The sequence below is a fragment of the Halalkalibacter alkalisediminis genome, from assembly GCF_028610705.1.
Lineage (GTDB): Bacteria > Bacillota > Bacilli > Bacillales > Bacillaceae_D > Halalkalibacter > Halalkalibacter alkalisediminis.
Window position 1 is genome coordinate 16,676 of the sequence record NZ_JAQQWT010000015.1, and the last position, 17,048, is coordinate 33,723.

Sequence of the window (17,048 nt, forward strand, 5' to 3'; positions counted from 1 at the left end):
ATGATAATCATAGCGGGCTATTTTGTGTCCTTTAATGTTTTAGTTGGTCCTCATCTTTATTTAAGTGGGAGAATTTTTCTTTCGTTGAAGCATATTTATGCAAATGAGGTCCGTATTGTTTAATCCAACGTGCTACAATTTCTTCTGTCACATCTTGCCCTTTGTACGACCAACCTCCTTTTGCACGAGTTGTTTCAAAATCTTCCCATAAACTTTCTACCCAAGTTCTAGCTTGAGCCAAAGTAATTTCTGAATTAACTGCTAAGAGCTGCTCGGTAAGGCGTTGAAAACGATCTTCCATCTTTCTTTCCTCCTTTGACAATCTTTACGTCTAATATCTTTACTTTACGTGTTCATACTATGAGAGAACACGTTGGAAGGGAGGGTCACCACATGCGGAACAAAGCAAAAGGCTTTCCAAATCATATTAAATTCGATGGGAATTCACCTAAGGATATCAGAAACAAAAATGAATCCAAAAAAGCTAATTTAGATATTAATACTCGTCCTAGAGATCGAATGAGAACGAGTGATGGTGATACGAATAATTAATAGGTGATTTTGATTTATCAATTTTGCTAATTGATCTAAATCAGTTAGCTTCCAACGTTTCAGGAGGTGCCTAGCTATGGGTAAGAGGAAAGATGCATTTAATTTCACAGAATATAAAAGTCCATTCGATTCACCGCGTGCAAAACCAAAACATGCTTCTAAGCAAATCGGCGGCGAAACGCAAATGAGTCAAACAGACATTAAAGTTCGCTTACACAGGAAGGCAGAACAGAGATAATACCTTCCACCTTTAGAAGAAGGAGAAGTCTTAATTGACCCCTCCTTCTTCTTTTTCGAATAAAGAAATCGGAATTCCTTCTAGAGTAACTGCGTCATCACGGTACCCCCACGCAAAATAGCCGTTTAAATAAGAAATCTTAAAAGTAGATCCACCTTCAATTATATATGTCTCTCCTGGCTTAAAATCTTCTGGATTTAATAAATAGGCTTTAGCTAAAAGCACACGACGTTCATAAACGGCAAACTCACTAGACATTCCTAACTGTTCTGCTTTCTTTGCTTTTTCATTTAATCGAGCAATTTCTGTTCTTAGTTCATAGTCATTCATTTGACTAAACCTCTTTTGTTGTTCCATCCTTTGTTCATCCCTCTCTAATTCATCACCTTTATTATAGATGAAACAAGCTATTCAGACAAAGAATGGTTAGAGATAAGCAAAAAGTAAGCCGATTAGTCCTGAGAACCCAGCATAATAAAGCATTGGCAACATCGTCATTCGAATAATGGTGCCTTCTTTTCCTACTAGGCCAACAACCGATGCAGCAGCCACCACATTAAGGACACAAATCATATTACCCGCATTTGCCCCGAGTACTTGCAAACCTAAGATAAGCATCGGATCAAGCCCACTTTGATCAGCGACGTTAAATTGGAACAATGTAAACATCATATTACTAAAAGTAGCACTTCCTGAAATAAATGAACCGAGTGCTCCAATAAATGGAGCAACAAATGGCCACGCTCCTCCTAAATAGGCCGATGCTTGATAGGCAAGTTCAACAGGCATACTTTCAAGTCCTGCATCATTTACACCTGAGTTAATAAAAATTCGAACCATTGGAACAGCGGTGAACAAGGTAATCGCTGTTCCAACTAGTGCCTTACTTGAAGCAGATAGAGCCGAACCAAAAGAATGTAAATTCATTCGATGGATAAAATACGTGATCACAATAACAATTAGAAAAACGGTTCCAGGTAAATACAGAGGTTGAAAAAGAGCTGTTATTGAAGTGCCAAGTATATTTTCCCAACCGATAACGAAGCTGACCAACCATTGTTTAATCGGTAACATTTCTAGACGCGTTAACACTAAGATAACCCCAAGTAGAATATAAGGAACCCAAGCGAGTGCTAAAGGTAATTTTGATTGTTCTTGCTTTTGCTTAATTTTAATTGAACCAAACCACTCTTTATTCCAAGTGTTGTGTTCACCAAAATCCCAAGATGTCTCAGGCAAAAACCACCGCTTTTTTAATGCAGATAGAACAAAGACTAATCCTGTAAGTCCACCTACAATAGCTGGAAATTCGGGTCCCATTAATGTAGCAACAACTAATGCTGGTAGGGTAAAGCTTAGACCGGAAAATAAAGCAAACTTCCACATGACGAGGCCTTCTTTCCAAGACTTATTCTCACCAAAAAATCTAGTTAGTAATAGAACAAGGATTAAAGGCATTAACGTACCAACAATTACGTCAATCTGCATGACTTGGGATGATAATCGTCTAAGAAATTCAGTCATTTCTAGATCAGCAAAATAAAACGCTGCTACCGGAGCGACAGAGGCTCCTTCCTGTAATCCTTGCTGAACACCAACAATAACAGGTGTTCCAACAGCACCAAAGGATACTGGACTGCTGTCGGCAATGAGCGCTAGAACGACGGCCGCTAGCGGTGGAAATCCAAGTGCAACTAGTAGTGGTGCCGCAATGGCAGCTGGCGTTCCAAAGCCTGCTGCGCCTTCAATAAAAGCGCCAAATAACCAGGCAATTAGAATAACTTGCACACGACGATCATTGCTAATACCAAGAAAGCTATTTCGTATCGTATTGATCGCTCCACTTGCTTGAAGTGTGTTCAACAAAAGAATCGCTCCAAAAACAATATATAAGATCGATAATCCGATTAATACCCCTTCAATAGAAGCTGCTGCTAATTGGACAAAAGGAACTTGCCAATAGAAATAAGCAATAACAGCGGTGACCAGAAGACTAATTGGCATCGCCTTCATTGCAGGCATCCGCAAAAATACTAAGAAAAGCAAAACGGCTAAAATAGGGGTTAAAGCAATAAGAATTAACATCATCATTCTCCTTTTTACCTAATGCTTTTATTTGTTTCCTTATATCCATTATACAATAATATTGCTCAACATTTCACATACTTTACGAAAAAGAAAAGAAGTTACCTTCTCTTCCTCTAAACGGTTTCTTCTGTTTCTTCTATATATCGTTCTATTAAATCAAGGGAAAATCCTTTCTGGTAAAGTGCTTGTTTAATTCTCTGATTAAACTCCCAACCGGAGTATTTGTTCGCAAATTTCCTCTTTGCTTTTTCTCCTTGAAAACAAATGGACTCCCACTCTTCTTCATTGTCATTTGACATGTCGACTTCTTTAAGCGCTTCTTTTATGACATCGCGTGTAAATCCTTTTGTTTGCAATTGATTAGATAATTTATCAATGAATGCTTGATTAGATAACTTACTGCTACGCATTTTTTGTTTATCAAGCCATTTAATAATGGATTCCTTTTGGTCCGATTTCTGAAATTGCTCAAGCGCTCCATCAATAACAACATCTTTTACACCTTTTTGTAGCAGTTCTTGTTTTAGCTTTAATGGTCCCTTCATCAAGGTTAATTGTTTCGACCGAATATAAGCACGAGCAAATTCCTGATCATCTAATAATTTTTGTTGGGTGAGTTCCTCGATAACTTCATTTATGTGTTGTAGTTCTTTTTCCTTCTTCAAGAGATAGACTCTCATTTCCTCTATTGAGCGCATACGATAGGATAAATAATTTATCGCCAAGAAGTACGTTTTTTTCTTTTCATCTTCATCAATAATTTTAATTAACGATTCTTCGTTAAGCTCGAGTCCTTTTTTTAACCCGTATTTAATTAAGACGTCTTCAGCTACACTGAAAGCATATTCTTCTCCTTTTCCCCTATTAAGAAAAATATTATAACGACTTTTATTTCGTTGTTGCACTTGAATTTTCGTGATTACAGCCAAGTCTTTCACCTCTAGACTTTATTTTTGCAAAGATCCTTTGATAGAACGTACACTATGGTTAAAACGACTAGGAGGATTTGAAATGAAAATTGCGATAGCAGGTGGAACGGGTTTTATTGGTCAAAAGCTAACAAATCATTTAATTAGTGTCGGTCATTCTATTTACATTCTAACAAGAGATGCATCAAATAAACCAGCAAAACCAAATGTGACCTATATTGAATGGCTAACCGATGGGACAGAGCCAGCAAAGTCCTTAGGCCAAGTTGATGCAATTGTTAATCTTGCTGGCGAGTCAATAGGTGCAAGCAGATGGACATCCGAACGTAAGGATCAAATTCTCCAAAGTCGAATTCAATCGACTCAATCAATGGTTCGTCTTATTGAAGACCTTCCAATCAAACCGAGAGTTCTTGTGAACGCATCTGCAATTGGTTATTACGGTCATTCATTAACACACACATTCACTGAAGAATCAAAACCTGTCGAGGAGAATTTTTTATCTCAAGTCGTTCAAAGGTGGGAACAAGAAGCTGAGGCAGCAAGCGTTTATGGAGTAAGAGTCACTTATTGTCGGTTAGGCGTTGTGCTCGACTCAGCTGAAGGAGCTTTGACACGCATGCTATTACCATTTCGTTTCTTTGCCGGAGGACCTCTTGGCTCAGGAGAGCAGTGGTTAAGCTGGATTCATATTGATGATGTGGTTAAGATGTTTACTTTCGCAATTGAACATAGTGAAATTAAAGGTCCTTTTAACTTAACTGCACCTGTCCCACTCAAGATGAATGATTTCGGAAAAATCGTTGCCCATGTATTAAGTAGACCCTATTGGCTACCAGCTCCTTCTTTCGCTTTAAAGCTTTTACTTGGTGAGATGAGCACCCTCGTTCTTGATGGTCAAAAAGTCTTGCCACACAAAGCTGAAACAGCTGGTTATACCTTTCTTCACCCTTCTTTAGAACCAGCTTTATCGAATTTATTAAACAGTTAGAAATTTCTTAATAATATTAATAAAATTGGGAGATTTTTTCACGAAAAATTTATTAAAAAGAGGTATCTTTTTTGCAAAAAAACATTTAATATATAAAAGGATTCAAGAGTATATGAGCGTATTTCATCCTTATAAATACATTAAGCTAACATAAACACGCTAGAATCCCCATTATCGCTTTATAAACCAATATATAAGCATTGGGAAGGCAATTGGTGCGCCACCAGCAAAGCTGGTTCTAGTGGGTTCGATTCCCACCCCGAATTTGATATGAACGACTATTAAATTCGAGGGTGGAGCGACTTTTTCTGCCCTCATCAAAAAAGGAGGGCTTTTTGTGATTTTGAAAAAAAGAGACGTCGCTGATTGTCATGCTTTGTTCGAATTGTTAGTGGACCCGGCTGTGTTTCCATTTGTTCGTCAAAAGGCATATTCATATGATGAGTTTGTCTTCTTAACAAAACAGACAATTGAAGCAGAAGAACGCGGCGAGCTCATCTCCCGCACCATTGTTGATGAGTGGGGTTCACCCATTGGTACGATTAATTTATTTGATATCTCAAACAATAGTGGTTTTTTAGGAACTTGGATCGGAAAGCCCTACTTTGGAAAAGGGTATAACAAAATCGCAAAGGATGCTTTCTTTGATGAATTGTTTTTCACATGTGATATTCAAACGGTATTTATGAGAATTCGCAAGGAAAATGTTCGTTCCTACATGGCTGCTAGTAAACTTCCTTATTGCACGATCGCTAATGAGTTTAGACGTGATGTCTACGATCAAATTAATGCAAACGGCGATGTATACAATCTCTTTCAAATTGAAAAAGACCAGTATCACCTGCATCTAATGAGAACAGAGCAAGAAGAAGTATTAGAAATAAAAGAAGCTTAAATAGATGGTTAGCATGATTAAGATTGGACCATACTGATACTATTCCTTTAGAAGGTGGTGGTCAGTATGGATAATAAGAAACGTCGCGGTCAAGATGAACGCAAAACCTTACGAAAAGCTCAAGAAGTGAACTATGGATCAGAGTTTAGAGCGGCTGATCGAGCAGCAAATCGTAGTAAATCGTAACTTAGACACTGCCTAAATGCGAGAAAACAGCCCTTTTTGAAGGTTGTTTTCTTTTTTTGTGTTTCTAACCAATTTTTTGAATTCCCTCATAACCCCTCTTGTATTGGGGTTTCCTTCTTCACTTCTTGGTCTGTCTATTTCAATTAGTTAGAAAACTTAACCATTCGGAAGCATTTACAGCAATGATTGCCCTTATGTACCTTAATCCCATCTAAGCCTTCCTTTTGCTAATTAATCCCTGTTAAGCTAAGTTGCGTCTCTCACAGACTCCCCTTATTATTATAAAGTAAACAAAAAAGAATGTTGAAGGGGGACACCGACATTAAAAGTCAAATGGCTCCCGCTCCTTCAAAAACAGGTGCGGTTCACTTTCAGAAACCGACTGTTGAAGATGGTGCGGCAATGTGGGAATTAGTAAATGAGTCAACACTCGATCAAAATTCTGCTTATAAGTACATTATGATGTGTGAATTTTTTGCAGAAACGTGTGTTGTCGCAAAAGAAAACGATCAACTTGTTGGATTCGTCACTGCTTTCATTCCTCCAGAGCGACAAGATGTAGTTTTCGTTTGGCAAATAGGAGTTCATGCTTCGCAACGAGGAAAGGGCTTAGCTTCTCAGTTATTACATCAACTTGTTAGCCGATCTGGTTGCAAGGAAGTTGAATATGTGGAAGCAACTGTAACTCCGTCAAATGAAGCATCTCAAGCGTTGTTTCGCCGCTTAGCCCGTAGTTATCATACTGAATGTGAAGTAAGTGCATGTTTTTCTGAGGACTTATTCCCTGAAGAAGGACATGAAGAAGAACTAACCTTCCGTGTAGGTCCTATCAAAAAGAGATAACACACAGTAAGACTAGGGATTAGTGAAAAACAATATATACATTACCCCGTATGGGTAATATAGGAGGAGAATGAATATGAGTCAAACGGATATTACCATTTTTGAGAAACTTGAATCAGAGGTACGTAGCTATATCAGAAGTTTTCCAACTGTTTTTACAAAAGCAAAAGGATATAAAATGTGGGATGAGAAAGGTACAGAATACATTGATTTCTTCTCTGGTGCTGGTGCGCTAAATTACGGTCACAATGATCCAATGATGAAAGCAAAACTAGTTGATTACATCTTAAGTGATGGCATCACACATTCACTAGATATGGCTACAGCTCCCAAAGCTGAATTTTTAACAACCTTTAATGAAGTAATCTTAAAACCTAGAAATCTTGACTATAAAATCATGTTCCCAGGTCCTACTGGAACCAATACCGTTGAAAGTGCGTTAAAGCTAGCTCGTAAAGTAACTGGTCGCACAGACATTATTAGTTTCACAAATGGCTTCCACGGAATGACCATTGGAGCACTTTCCGTTACAGGTAATGCTTTCAAGCGTAAAGGTGCCGGAATTCCATTACAAAATGTTGTAACAATGCCTTATGATAGCTTTGTTAACGACAACCTCGACACTCTGGAGTATCTCGAGCGTTTCCTAGAGGATGGCGGTAGCGGTGTTGATATCCCTGCTGCAATGATCCTCGAGACAGTCCAAGGTGAAGGCGGTATTAATGCTGCAAGTTTCGAGTGGTTACAACGCGTAGAGCAAATCTGCAAGCGTTGGGGCATTCTGCTTATCGTCGATGATGTTCAAGCAGGTGTTGGTCGTACTGGAACCTTCTTTAGTTTTGAAAAAGCAGGAATCAAACCTGATATCGTATGTATGTCTAAATCCATCGGTGGCTATGGTTTGCCGCTCGCAATTACATTAATTCGTCCTGATCTAGATATTTGGGAACCTGGAGAGCATAACGGTACATTCCGTGGAAATAACCATGCTTTTGTAACAGCTACTGCTGCTCTTTCCTATTGGGAAGATCCAAGTTTCGAAAAGAATATCGAAGAAAAATCTGAGAAGATTTTTAATTTCTTAGAAGGAATTGTAGCTAAGTACCCAGAGCTACAGGGTGAAGCCAAAGGCCGTGGATATATGGTCGGAATTGAAACTAAGATTGATGGGCTTGCTTCAAGTGTTGCAGCCGAAGCGTTTGAGCGTGGCTTAATTATGGAGACGTCCGGTCCAAAGGATGAAGTATTTAAGCTTTTCCCACCACTTATTATTGATGATGAAGGTCTTGACAAAGGTCTAAAGATTATTGAGGACAGTGTAAAAGCTGTTCTTGGAGCAAAAGAATTAGTTATATCTTAACAATATATAGAGGAGGCCTTGTACTCCTCTACATAAATTCATTGGAGGTATTTAAACATGAAAGTAGTTAAATTAGCAGATGTAATTGGAACAGAGCACGATGTAGACGGAGGCAATTGGGTTAGTCGTCGTCTAGTACTAAAAAAAGATGGCATGGGCTATTCTGTACACGATACGATTATTAAAGCTGGTACAGAGACTCACATCTGGTACCAAAATCACCTTGAATCTGTTTATTGTATTGAAGGTGAAGGCGAAGTAGAAACTCTTGCTGATGGAAAAGTATGGCCAATCAAGAAAGATGAAATTTATGTGTTAGATAAGCACGACGAACACTTACTTCGTGCAAGTGAAAAGGGAGATATGCGCATGGTTTGTGTATTTAATCCTCCTATTACGGGTAGAGAAGTGCATGATGAAAATGGTGTTTATCCTGTGGATGAAGATTAATATAAGAAAAGACGGCTTACGCCGTCTTTTTTTATGAACAATGGAGCCCTTACTTTCTCTAAAGTCGATCGACAGATGGTTATCTTTTTCTCTCTTTTAAACAGACTGTCTCGATATGTCATATTAGTGATTCTAGCGCGTTTTTCGTTTTACTGATTATCATATTTTAATAGTTCAGAAACCGTTGTAAATGTATACCCCTGCTCCTTTAGAGAGACGATGATTCCTCTCACGGCTTGTAATGACTCTCTTCGGCTTTCATACATGACATGCAATAAAATAATGGAACCAGGTTCAATATTTGTCACAACATAGTCAATAATCTTCTGTGAATCTACTGCAATTTCTGGATAGGTTTCGGGCTCTAAGTTCCATAAAATCGTTTCTCTGTCTTGTTGGTGAAGGTAGTAAGGTAAAAACAAGAACTTTCTCCCATATGGTGGTCGAAACAGAATCTCACCTTCATATCCTATCTGCCGAATCCATTCATCGGTCTTTTCGATTTCTTTTTTTATAAACGTGGGAGATCTTAGAATCATCCGTGGATGTGAATACGAATGATTACCGACTTCGTGTCCTGCCTCTACAATTTTTATGGCATCCTCTTGATAAGCCTCTATCTCTTTCCCTGTTAAGAAGAAAGTACCTTGTACCTCCTCTTCCCTTAAGATGTTTAATATATCTTCTGTATGAACACCAGGCCCATCATCAAAGGTTAAGGCTACGATGGGAGCTTCTGTCTTAACTTTTTCAACAAGCCCGCCAAAGAATTGAAAGGTTCTAGAGCTAGATATCTCGTTCAAAGCATAGCAGAGGACTATGATCAACGTAAGAGAAATACTACTAATAATGATTAACTTCTTCATATATCCTCCCATTACCGATATAAAAACAATAGTAATCCTATTATAGGTTTAATAGGATTACACACAAAAAACAGCTATTTCACTTGATGGACAAGAGCGTTTCCTTCTAATCCGTTTACAAGATTATTGATTGCTAAACGAGCCATGTTCATTCGTGTTTCAATCGCAGCACTACCAATATGAGGAAGAGCCGTGACATTCTTTAACGTTAATAATTTATGTTTAGCATCTATCGGTTCCGTTTGAAACACATCTAATCCAGCCGCCCAAATCTGATTTGATTGTAGAGCTTCGTATAAAGCGTCTTCATCTACATTTGGTCCCCTGGAGGTATTAATAAATACGGCTGATTCCTTCATTTTGTTAAATTGCGCTGCACCCATCATATGATAAGTTTCTTTTGTAGAAGGAGCGAGAAGTACTACATAATCAGCTTGCTCTAAAAGCTCATCAAATTCTACATATCTTGCTCCTAGCTCAACCTCGGCCTCTTCCTTTCGACTACGGTTATGATAAAGAATATCCATCGAGAAGCCTTTTGCTCTTTTAGCTACACCAAGTCCGATTCTTCCCATTCCTATAATTCCAATGGTCTTTCCGTAGATTTCTTGACCTGTTAAGAAGAATGGACCCCAGCTTTTCCATTGATCTTCTCGAATCACATCCATGCCCTCCAGCAGCCTTCTACCCGTCGCCATTAAAAGGGCAAAGGTTAAATCTGCTGTTGCTTCTGTTAGGACACCTGGTGTATGGCCAACTAAAATGCCTCGTTCTTTAGCCGCTTCTAGATCAATATTGTCATATCCTACAGCCATTGTGCTTACTACCTTCAAATGTTTCGCTCGGTCAAATACTTCTTCATCAATCGTATCAGCAACATTTGTAAATAAACCGTCTGCCTCTTCTATTTCAGATAGTAAACGCTTACGACTCATTGGTTCATTTTCAGTCTCTGCCATTACAATTTCATATTTCTCTTTTAAAGGTAAAAGTAGTTGATCAGGTAATTTACATGTAATTAGTATTTTCATTCTCTAACCCCTCAAATATTAAATATTAATGAAGAAATAATTGCTTAAATGTAAGCTCTTCCTTTTCTATCCCTAGTTGCTCTAAAAATTGGTAGACCTCATTAAAAGAGTTAACTGGATATTGAGTCTGACAAAGATTTGACGTTTGGCTAATATTCCTCAAGAATTTTTCATCCTTTGTAAGACCTATTTCTAATTGTAATAATAGCTTCAGAACCTCATTATCTTTTTCGAACGTCACATATCCATCACTTTTATTAAAATAAACGATGAGTGGCACTTGAGTGTGCGGATGGATAAAATGAGCTTTGTATAGGTCCATATCATCTCTCCTTTACCTCATATTTTTATGTAATTACTTGTTAACTAAGAGTCACTAAAACTTTCTCCAATTTGAAGCGAATCCCTTCTCTTTTTGATAAACTATTTTTAAGTGCTCACTTAACCGAGGAGGGTTTTATATGAATTATGTTGTTGTAACTGGCAGCTCCAAAGGTCTTGGAGAAGCAATTGTGAAGCAGTTAATTGAAAGAGGAGATACAAGCATCCTTTGCGTAGCTCGCTCAAATAATAGACAATTAGCCAAATTAGCTAACGAGCATAAAGTACCTTATGAATTTTTCCCTTTTGATTTAAACCACTTACAAGATATTCCAGAGCTTATGCAAAGCATTTTTTCAAAGGTACGTTTTGCAGATACGAATTGATACATCTTATTAATAATGCGGGACTACTTAATCCTATTAAACCGATCGATCGTGCTCTACCTGAAGAAATTATTACAAACTTAAATGTTAACTTACTCGCACCTATCATTATAACATCAGAATTCATCAAACAGTCGAAAGATCTCATTTGTGAAAAAAGGGTGATTAATATTTCGTCTGGAGCTGGAAAACGGACCATTATGGCTGGAGCTGTTACGGGGCATCCAAAGCTGGACTTGATCTCTTTAGTCAGAATGCGGCGACCGATCAAATCGGTTCAGCTCATCCTGTCCAAATATGCTCATTTGGCCCTGGCATTATGGATACCGCTATGCAAGAACAAATCCGTTCCACTGATAAAACGGACTTTATCAATGTCGAGACCTTTCAAGCCTATAAAAATGAGGGCCAGTTGCTTCCTCCGAATACCGTTGCCGAAGTGATCATTCGTTTACTTACCGCTCGTAATTTTCCAGATGGAAAGGTAGTAAATGTAGGCGATTATCTTAAGTAAACAGCTATAGGCATCTCTTCCAATGAGGAGATGCCCTTCTATTATTAAGGGACATCATGCCCCATCGAGCTTTGCAAAATCTCAAACCACTGATCTAACGTCAGATGATACTCTAAAGATCGAACAGCCCTGGCCATTCTCTCTTTTTGACTAGAACCTATAAGCGGCATAATCTTTGCTGGATGAGCAAGTAACCATGCATAGGCCACTTCATCAATTGACGAAGCCTCTATTTCCTCTTTTACTTTCTCTAGTGTTTCTCTAAGTCTAACACTTTTCTCATCAGTTCCCTTAAATAAAGCCCCACCTGCTAAAGGGGACCATGCCATTGGTGCCATTCTTTTTTCAAGACATAGATTTAATGTACCATCTTCTATATTCTCTAACTGATAAGCGGAAAGTTCAATCTGGTTCGTAACAAGCTTTTCATCTAGATAAGATTGCAACATCGTAAACTGATGATGTTTAAAATTAGATACACCAAAGTGACGGACTTTACCAGAATTTTTCAACTGTCTAAAAGCTTCGGCCACTTCTTCCGGATTCATAAACGGATCTGGTCTATGGATAAGTAAGACATCGATGTAATCCGTTTTTAAATTTGTTAATGAATTTTCCACTGACTCTATAATGTGTTTTTTCGACGTATTATAGTGATGAGACTTATGTTGTGGCCTAGCCGGTGCCTCAAAAACAATCCCACATTTAGTAACAAGCTCCATTTTCTCACGTATAGATGGTTCTAACGAGAGCGCTTGTCCAAACAATTCCTCACAAGTAAAACCTCCATATATATCTGCATGGTCAAATGTCGTAATTCCTTGCTCCATCGCATACTTGATTAAATCAAGTGTTTTCTTTTTCTCTTGATTCCAACTATCTAAACGCCACAAACCATGTATGAGACGAGAAAACGATAAATCTTCCGTTAATTGAATACGTTGCATAATATCCTCCTCAGAACTTTCAGTTATGAAATTGGCACTATCATAATACGATTAATTGTAACAGGTTATTAACAAGGGGGTAAAATTACATGTCTACACGTCCTGATCAACCTCTCAAGAATGCTGGTTTAGCTGCTGTTCTAAGCGCACTGTGGTGCGGCTTAGGTCAAATTTACAATGGTCAAATTGGCAAAGGTATTGCTTTTATGATTATCCAGTTTATTAATGCCTGTCTCATGTTCATTTTTATTGGTTTTATTACCTACCCTATCATGTGGATTTGGGGAATGTTAGACGCTTATCGACAAGCTGAAGAGATGAATCGCCGGAGTAAATATGACACAGAAGAGTAGTTGGAAAAGAAGATAATTATGAGAGAACCTCATTTTTATCTTCTTTTTTAAAATATCTCAATAAAATCGAAAAGGTTTGTTCCCTGATAACTGCACATTCATTTAAGAGCTGATGATGACCTTTGTCTATTAACACAATTGAGCTATTAGGGTACAAGGAGCGTACCTGCTTAAATCCATATCTTGTATCAACTGTTTTATCTCGATTGCCTTGTATCATTAAGAATGAAAGGTTTTCCGTGCGACTGCGCTTATTTTTTCTTATCCATGCATTTAAAGCGTGAAGCCAAGAAACAGGTAAACGTTTTTCTTGAAGCGGGTCTTTTTCTGTAAATAGCAGATAGCTTTGGTCACTAGAATTTTTTTGAAATACTCTTGTTAGCGATTGAAGAAATGGTGTAGTCAGAATAAGCCCTAATCTGGAGAGTTTCCAGAGATGCGGTTGAAAAAGAGGTGCAACAAAAGCCATCTTTTGAAAGTTTTCTTTTGTACGCTTAGCATATTCAAGAGCGATCATGGCTCCCGTACTGTGTGCAACAAGTAACGGGTGATTGGTTGATTTTTGCACCACTACATCATAAACGACCTGTAATGTTGCTAAATAATCCTCAAATTTGCTAATAGTTGCACGTTTTCCACTAGAAAGCCCATGCCCCGGTAAGTCATACCCAATTACTTCATACTGATTTTCTACTAGGAAATGAATGGCTGTTGCAAATGACCCTACATGATCAAGGTAGCCATGTAAAAGAAAAACGGTGCTAAGCGGTTTACTTGGACAGAATCGTTGAACAAACAACTTGTATCCGACTGCATCGACGTACCCATACTCGTGTTTACAAATATGTACAGGTAATTTGTAAAAGTCCGTATACTTTTTCATATGGGGAGATGAATGTCCATATAGCAGTGACTCAGTTTGAATCTTAATGATACACGCTTGAATACACTCTTGTTTTGATACGTCCTCCAAAGTCATACCTCCAAGTTTACTTAAGATAAAGATAAACCATACTTGCACTAGCAATGCCTTTATCTCAAATATTCATCCTGACTTACCTTTCTTCCCTATTTACTATCCCTGGTTAATCCAATTCAATAGCCTTTTGACAAATGGCTTATCATTAATCCGTTTTTTGCGATAGGATCAAATCATTTCCAAACTAACTCCGTTACACTCTCTACTTGAGCCGTCCACGGGAACATATCAACAGGTTGAATGGACTTCACCTTGTACCCCTTCTTACTCAAACGATCAACATCTTTAGCTAAGGTGGATGGATTACATGACACATACACCATTCTTTTTGGCTTCACTTCGATGATTGTCTGTAATAGTTTGTCATCACAGCCTGTTCGAGGAGGATCAACAACCACGACATCTGGTTTCCACCCTTCCTTTTTCCAGCGTGGTAGCCATTCTTCTGCTTTTCCGACTTCATAGATTACATGATGATAGCCATGATTTTTTGCATTCTTTCTTGCATCCTCAATAGATGCTTCAATGACATCCATTCCTCGTACTTCAGCTGCTTCTTTTGCAAGCCAAAGTCCAATTGTTCCCACTCCACAATACGCATCGACTACTTTTTCTTTCCCTGATAACTGGGCTGCTTTTTTCACCATATTATATAATTTAACGGTTTGTGTAGGATTAAGTTGGAAGAAAGCGCGTGCCGATAATTCAAAAGAAAGATCACCTAACTTTTCTTCAATCGTTTCTTCACCCGCCAAATGAACGGTTTTCTCGCCAAAGATGATCGATGTTTTTTGTCCATTTACATTTTGGATAATCGAAGTAACCTCAGGCAGTCTTTTTTGAATCTCTTCTACAATCGCCTCTTTTTTAGGTAGAGTGTCATCCTTTGTTACAAGGACTACTTGCACTTGTCCTGTTGCAAATCCAACCCGCGTGACAATAGTTCGAACGACTCCCTTATGTTTTCGCTCATTATAGATGGAGATATTTAAATCTGCTAAAATTTGTTTGACTACTTGCGTTACTTTATTGGTAGCTTGATGTTGTACCTTACATTCTGAGAGATCAATTAATTTATGTGAATTAGACGCATACAAACCTGCAAGTACATTTTCGCCTCTTTTAGCCACTTGAAGTTGACTTTTATTTCGATAATCCCATGGGTTTTCCATTCCAATTGTAGGTAAGAGTTGTAATTGATCAACGCCTATTTTCGTATGACGCTCAAAGGCTTGTTTGACAATATCTCGTTTTTCCCTCAATGTAGCTTGGTACTCCATATGTTGTAATTGGCAACCTCCACACTCTGAAAAGATTGGACATGGTGGTTCAATTCGCTCCTTGGAACGTTTACGAATTTTCACTACTTTTGCTTCTGAAAATCGTGGGCTTACTTTCGTCACTTCTGCAACGATTTCTTCTTCCGGTAGCGCACCAGGAACAAAGACCACTTGTCTCTTGAAATAGCCTACCCCTTCTCCATTAATTCCAAGACGTTTTATCGTTAAAGGAAATTGCTGGCCAATTTCCATATTAATTGTTTGATTTCCTTGTTTTTGTTTCAATATTTAACACCTTCCTTTCAGTGCGATCCTATTATAGCATGTTCGCACATTTCTTCCTAAACTTACTAGACCGAAAAAGAGTGTTAATCTGCTAAAATAGGACAAAGAAAGTACGAAAAGAGGAGAGATAATTTTGTCTATACCTACAGATGTAGCATCGCTACAAATTATGGCGCACGTATTTAAGAAAGAAAGTCTAAATTCTATTTTTGATAAGACAGTGGAAAGTCTTGTTGAACAAGTCCCTTATATTGATTGGGTAGGCATTTATATGTATGAAAATTTAGATCACAAATTAGTGGCAGCTTCTTCATTTGAAGATGACCTTAGATGGGAATGCAACGGAGAACTTAAGTTTCCAATCACTAATTCGATGAAAGAAGAGATTGGTATGATGGTTGTTCGAAGCAGACAACCAATCGCGTTTGATGTAACAGATGTTAGTACATTAGAAACGATTGCATCTGCTATTGGTCAAGAAAGCTTCGCAAATTAATGGAATCCCGCTGTGAGTAACTCTCGTAGCGGGATTTTTATTGCGACTTTTTAGATATATCAGCGAAGTCCTAAGGATATCTGCGAAAAACCATTTTTATCAGCGAACCGTATTTACTAAGCACATTTCTTCTCTTATCCGTGTTATCTATAATCTTTTCTGCGAATCGATTGACTGCAGGAACAAATGATTATTCTTAAGGAGCAGAAGCCACTTAACCCCGTCACTTTAAGGAAAAGGCAATCCATCTGTTTGCTTTTTGAACATATAATCATCAAGGCTCTTAAATACATACCCTTGCTTACGAGCATCATCGATCACTCGCGGCAAAGCCTCGGCATTATCACTAGATACAGAATGAATGAGCATGACTGCACCTGGGTGTATTCTCTTCATAATCTGATTATACGCATAATCTCCACCCTTTTGCTTATCGACTTCCCAATCCTTATAAGCCATCGACCAGAAGACATTAGTATAGCCTAGCTTTTCGGACAGCATTAAAGAACGCTCACTAAATTGACCTCTTGGCGGGCGAAGATAATTCATCTCCTTTACCCCTGTAATCTCTGTAAATCGTTCTCTTACCTTGTTTAACTCACTCATTAACCGACCGTCTCCTACTCCAGGTAAACTAGGATGATGCCACGAATGATTTCCGACAATATGACCTTCATCGACCATCCGTTTGACTAGATCTGTAGCATCGTTTAAATAATGACCTGTTACAAAAAAAGCGGCTGGAACTTCTTTTTCCTTTAAGACATCAAGCACCTTTTCCGTATAGCCATTTTCATAACCGTTGTCAAAAGTTAGATAGAGCTCTTTTTGGGTTGTATCTCCAATAAAAAAACCATTCGCTCTTTCTAGCATATCTAAGTATTCTGGCTCTGTGGTAACTGGTTTGTTATCTTTCTCAGGCTTGTAACTCCAATTATAGACCGTATTGCTATACGCTGAAGCGACTGGAGATAAGCAACAAAAAATGGCTACAAATATAAATGTAGCAAGGACAGGTGTCTTTTTTAACATCAAGCATCTTCTCCCTCTTTTTTTTG

General features: G+C 38.2%; 23 protein-coding genes. 12 read left to right on the forward strand and 11 right to left on the reverse strand.

Annotated elements, in window-relative coordinates; translation table 11 throughout:
• Positions 1-31 precede the first annotated feature (31 nt).
• Positions 32-301, reverse strand: coding sequence for a YfhJ family protein (locus PQ474_RS17300; RefSeq protein ID WP_273845845.1), 270 nt, complete (start codon positions 299-301; stop codon positions 32-34).
• Positions 302-393: 92 nt separating this feature from the next.
• On the opposite strand from PQ474_RS17300, the gene sspK reads away from it, so the two are divergent.
• Complete coding sequence (gene sspK, locus PQ474_RS17305; RefSeq protein ID WP_273845847.1) at positions 394-552, forward strand: small acid-soluble spore protein K; 159 nt, start codon at positions 394-396, stop codon at positions 550-552.
• 76 nt (positions 553-628) lie between these two features.
• A complete protein-coding gene (locus PQ474_RS17310; RefSeq protein WP_273845849.1) occupies positions 629-790 on the forward strand; it encodes a YpzG family protein in 162 nt (53 codons plus the stop codon).
• 30 nt (positions 791-820) lie between these two features.
• Here the strand turns inward: PQ474_RS17310 and PQ474_RS17315 are convergent, their stop codons facing one another.
• The 3 genes from PQ474_RS17315 to recX all read right to left on the reverse strand — a co-directional run bounded on the left by PQ474_RS17315 (position 821) and on the right by recX (position 3,807).
• Positions 821-1,147, reverse strand: a complete 327-nt coding sequence (locus PQ474_RS17315) for a YfhH family protein (protein ID WP_273845852.1) — start codon at positions 1,145-1,147, stop codon at positions 821-823.
• 69 nt (positions 1,148-1,216) lie between these two features.
• On the reverse strand, positions 1,217-2,875 hold the full coding sequence (locus PQ474_RS17320; RefSeq protein ID WP_273845854.1) for an L-lactate permease: 1,659 nt from the start codon (positions 2,873-2,875) through the stop codon (positions 1,217-1,219).
• A gap of 116 nt (positions 2,876-2,991) precedes the next feature.
• Entirely contained in the window at positions 2,992-3,807 is an 816-nt protein-coding gene (gene recX / locus PQ474_RS17325) for a recombination regulator RecX (protein WP_390185669.1), read from the reverse strand.
• A gap of 82 nt (positions 3,808-3,889) precedes the next feature.
• Here recX and PQ474_RS17330 point away from each other — a divergent pair, with 82 nt between their 5' ends.
• The 6 genes from PQ474_RS17330 to PQ474_RS17355 all read left to right on the forward strand — a co-directional run bounded on the left by PQ474_RS17330 (position 3,890) and on the right by PQ474_RS17355 (position 8,532).
• Positions 3,890-4,798 carry a TIGR01777 family oxidoreductase gene (locus PQ474_RS17330; protein ID WP_273845859.1) on the forward strand — a complete coding sequence of 303 codons (909 nt, stop codon included), beginning with the start codon at positions 3,890-3,892 and terminating at the stop codon, positions 4,796-4,798.
• A gap of 340 nt (positions 4,799-5,138) precedes the next feature.
• Positions 5,139-5,693: a GNAT family N-acetyltransferase gene (locus PQ474_RS17335; protein WP_273846014.1), complete on the forward strand. Its 555-nt coding sequence runs from the start codon at positions 5,139-5,141 to the stop codon at positions 5,691-5,693.
• 66 nt (positions 5,694-5,759) lie between these two features.
• The gene (locus PQ474_RS17340; protein WP_273845860.1) at positions 5,760-5,879 is read left to right on the forward strand and encodes a YfhE family protein; all 120 of its coding nucleotides are present in this window, start codon (positions 5,760-5,762) and stop codon (positions 5,877-5,879) included.
• A 300-nt stretch (positions 5,880-6,179) separates the two neighbouring features.
• Positions 6,180-6,722, forward strand: coding sequence for a diaminobutyrate acetyltransferase (gene ectA / locus PQ474_RS17345; RefSeq protein WP_390185667.1), 543 nt, complete (start codon positions 6,180-6,182; stop codon positions 6,720-6,722).
• 76 nt (positions 6,723-6,798) lie between these two features.
• A complete protein-coding gene (ectB, locus tag PQ474_RS17350; RefSeq protein WP_273845862.1) occupies positions 6,799-8,082 on the forward strand; it encodes a diaminobutyrate--2-oxoglutarate transaminase in 1,284 nt (427 codons plus the stop codon).
• 57 nt (positions 8,083-8,139) lie between these two features.
• The gene (locus PQ474_RS17355; RefSeq protein WP_273845864.1) at positions 8,140-8,532 is read left to right on the forward strand and encodes an ectoine synthase; all 393 of its coding nucleotides are present in this window, start codon (positions 8,140-8,142) and stop codon (positions 8,530-8,532) included.
• Positions 8,533-8,681: 149 nt separating this feature from the next.
• Here the strand turns inward: PQ474_RS17355 and PQ474_RS17360 are convergent, their stop codons facing one another.
• From PQ474_RS17360 to PQ474_RS17370, 3 genes are all read right to left on the reverse strand, one after another.
• Complete coding sequence (locus PQ474_RS17360; RefSeq protein ID WP_273845866.1) at positions 8,682-9,398, reverse strand: polysaccharide deacetylase family protein; 717 nt, start codon at positions 9,396-9,398, stop codon at positions 8,682-8,684.
• A 74-nt stretch (positions 9,399-9,472) separates the two neighbouring features.
• Entirely contained in the window at positions 9,473-10,429 is a 957-nt protein-coding gene (locus PQ474_RS17365; RefSeq protein ID WP_273845867.1) for a 2-hydroxyacid dehydrogenase, read from the reverse strand.
• 25 nt (positions 10,430-10,454) lie between these two features.
• Positions 10,455-10,751: a hypothetical protein gene (locus tag PQ474_RS17370; RefSeq protein ID WP_273845869.1), complete on the reverse strand. Its 297-nt coding sequence runs from the start codon at positions 10,749-10,751 to the stop codon at positions 10,455-10,457.
• Positions 10,752-10,890: 139 nt separating this feature from the next.
• On the opposite strand from PQ474_RS17370, the gene PQ474_RS17375 reads away from it, so the two are divergent.
• On the forward strand, positions 10,891-11,136 hold the full coding sequence (locus PQ474_RS17375) for an SDR family NAD(P)-dependent oxidoreductase (RefSeq protein ID WP_273845871.1): 246 nt from the start codon (positions 10,891-10,893) through the stop codon (positions 11,134-11,136).
• 331 nt (positions 11,137-11,467) lie between these two features.
• Positions 11,468-11,650, forward strand: coding sequence for a Rossmann-fold NAD(P)-binding domain-containing protein (locus PQ474_RS17380; RefSeq protein WP_273845873.1), 183 nt, complete (start codon positions 11,468-11,470; stop codon positions 11,648-11,650).
• A 44-nt stretch (positions 11,651-11,694) separates the two neighbouring features.
• Here PQ474_RS17380 and PQ474_RS17385 read toward each other — a convergent pair whose 3' ends face one another.
• Positions 11,695-12,597 (reverse strand): aldo/keto reductase, encoded by a 903-nt coding sequence (locus PQ474_RS17385; protein ID WP_273845875.1) that lies wholly within the window; start codon positions 12,595-12,597, stop codon positions 11,695-11,697.
• An 89-nt stretch (positions 12,598-12,686) separates the two neighbouring features.
• Between PQ474_RS17385 and PQ474_RS17390 the strand changes: the two genes are divergently transcribed.
• Positions 12,687-12,950: a hypothetical protein gene (locus tag PQ474_RS17390; RefSeq protein ID WP_273845876.1), complete on the forward strand. Its 264-nt coding sequence runs from the start codon at positions 12,687-12,689 to the stop codon at positions 12,948-12,950.
• A gap of 16 nt (positions 12,951-12,966) precedes the next feature.
• On the opposite strand, the gene PQ474_RS17395 is transcribed toward PQ474_RS17390, so the two are convergent.
• Together PQ474_RS17395 and rlmD are read right to left on the reverse strand one after the other, a co-directional pair.
• Positions 12,967-13,923, reverse strand: coding sequence for an alpha/beta fold hydrolase (locus PQ474_RS17395; RefSeq protein WP_273845877.1), 957 nt, complete (start codon positions 13,921-13,923; stop codon positions 12,967-12,969).
• A 179-nt stretch (positions 13,924-14,102) separates the two neighbouring features.
• The gene (rlmD, locus tag PQ474_RS17400; protein WP_273846018.1) at positions 14,103-15,461 is read right to left on the reverse strand and encodes a 23S rRNA (uracil(1939)-C(5))-methyltransferase RlmD; all 1,359 of its coding nucleotides are present in this window, start codon (positions 15,459-15,461) and stop codon (positions 14,103-14,105) included.
• A 166-nt stretch (positions 15,462-15,627) separates the two neighbouring features.
• On the opposite strand from rlmD, the gene PQ474_RS17405 reads away from it, so the two are divergent.
• Positions 15,628-15,990: a GAF domain-containing protein gene (locus PQ474_RS17405; protein WP_273845880.1), complete on the forward strand. Its 363-nt coding sequence runs from the start codon at positions 15,628-15,630 to the stop codon at positions 15,988-15,990.
• A gap of 228 nt (positions 15,991-16,218) precedes the next feature.
• Here the strand turns inward: PQ474_RS17405 and pdaA are convergent, their stop codons facing one another.
• Positions 16,219-17,022 (reverse strand): delta-lactam-biosynthetic de-N-acetylase, encoded by an 804-nt coding sequence (pdaA, locus tag PQ474_RS17410; protein WP_273845882.1) that lies wholly within the window; start codon positions 17,020-17,022, stop codon positions 16,219-16,221.
• Between the last annotated feature and the right edge of the window lie 26 nt (positions 17,023-17,048).

Excerpts from the sequence above, each read along its gene's own strand:
- PQ474_RS17300 (WP_273845845.1), bottom strand. The coding sequence starts at position 301 with ATGGAAGATCGTTTTCAACGCCTTACCGAGCAGCTCTTAGCAGTTAAT.
- sspK (WP_273845847.1), top strand. The coding sequence starts at position 394 with ATGCGGAACAAAGCAAAAGGCTTTCCAAATCATATTAAATTCGATGGG.
- PQ474_RS17310 (WP_273845849.1), top strand. The coding sequence starts at position 629 with ATGGGTAAGAGGAAAGATGCATTTAATTTCACAGAATATAAAAGTCCA.
- PQ474_RS17315 (WP_273845852.1), bottom strand. The coding sequence starts at position 1,147 with ATGGAACAACAAAAGAGGTTTAGTCAAATGAATGACTATGAACTAAGA.
- PQ474_RS17320 (WP_273845854.1), bottom strand. The coding sequence starts at position 2,875 with ATGTTAATTCTTATTGCTTTAACCCCTATTTTAGCCGTTTTGCTTTTC.
- PQ474_RS17330 (WP_273845859.1), top strand. The coding sequence starts at position 3,890 with ATGAAAATTGCGATAGCAGGTGGAACGGGTTTTATTGGTCAAAAGCTA.
- PQ474_RS17340 (WP_273845860.1), top strand. The coding sequence starts at position 5,760 with ATGGATAATAAGAAACGTCGCGGTCAAGATGAACGCAAAACCTTACGA.
- ectA (WP_390185667.1), top strand. The coding sequence starts at position 6,180 with ATGTTGAAGGGGGACACCGACATTAAAAGTCAAATGGCTCCCGCTCCT.
- ectB (WP_273845862.1), top strand. The coding sequence starts at position 6,799 with ATGAGTCAAACGGATATTACCATTTTTGAGAAACTTGAATCAGAGGTA.
- PQ474_RS17355 (WP_273845864.1), top strand. The coding sequence starts at position 8,140 with ATGAAAGTAGTTAAATTAGCAGATGTAATTGGAACAGAGCACGATGTA.
- PQ474_RS17360 (WP_273845866.1), bottom strand. The coding sequence starts at position 9,398 with ATGAAGAAGTTAATCATTATTAGTAGTATTTCTCTTACGTTGATCATA.
- PQ474_RS17365 (WP_273845867.1), bottom strand. The coding sequence starts at position 10,429 with ATGAAAATACTAATTACATGTAAATTACCTGATCAACTACTTTTACCT.
- PQ474_RS17370 (WP_273845869.1), bottom strand. The coding sequence starts at position 10,751 with ATGGACCTATACAAAGCTCATTTTATCCATCCGCACACTCAAGTGCCA.
- PQ474_RS17375 (WP_273845871.1), top strand. The coding sequence starts at position 10,891 with ATGAATTATGTTGTTGTAACTGGCAGCTCCAAAGGTCTTGGAGAAGCA.
- PQ474_RS17380 (WP_273845873.1), top strand. The coding sequence starts at position 11,468 with ATGCAAGAACAAATCCGTTCCACTGATAAAACGGACTTTATCAATGTC.
- PQ474_RS17385 (WP_273845875.1), bottom strand. The coding sequence starts at position 12,597 with ATGCAACGTATTCAATTAACGGAAGATTTATCGTTTTCTCGTCTCATA.
- PQ474_RS17390 (WP_273845876.1), top strand. The coding sequence starts at position 12,687 with ATGTCTACACGTCCTGATCAACCTCTCAAGAATGCTGGTTTAGCTGCT.
- rlmD (WP_273846018.1), bottom strand. The coding sequence starts at position 15,461 with ATGGAAATTGGCCAGCAATTTCCTTTAACGATAAAACGTCTTGGAATT.
- pdaA (WP_273845882.1), bottom strand. The coding sequence starts at position 17,022 with ATGTTAAAAAAGACACCTGTCCTTGCTACATTTATATTTGTAGCCATT.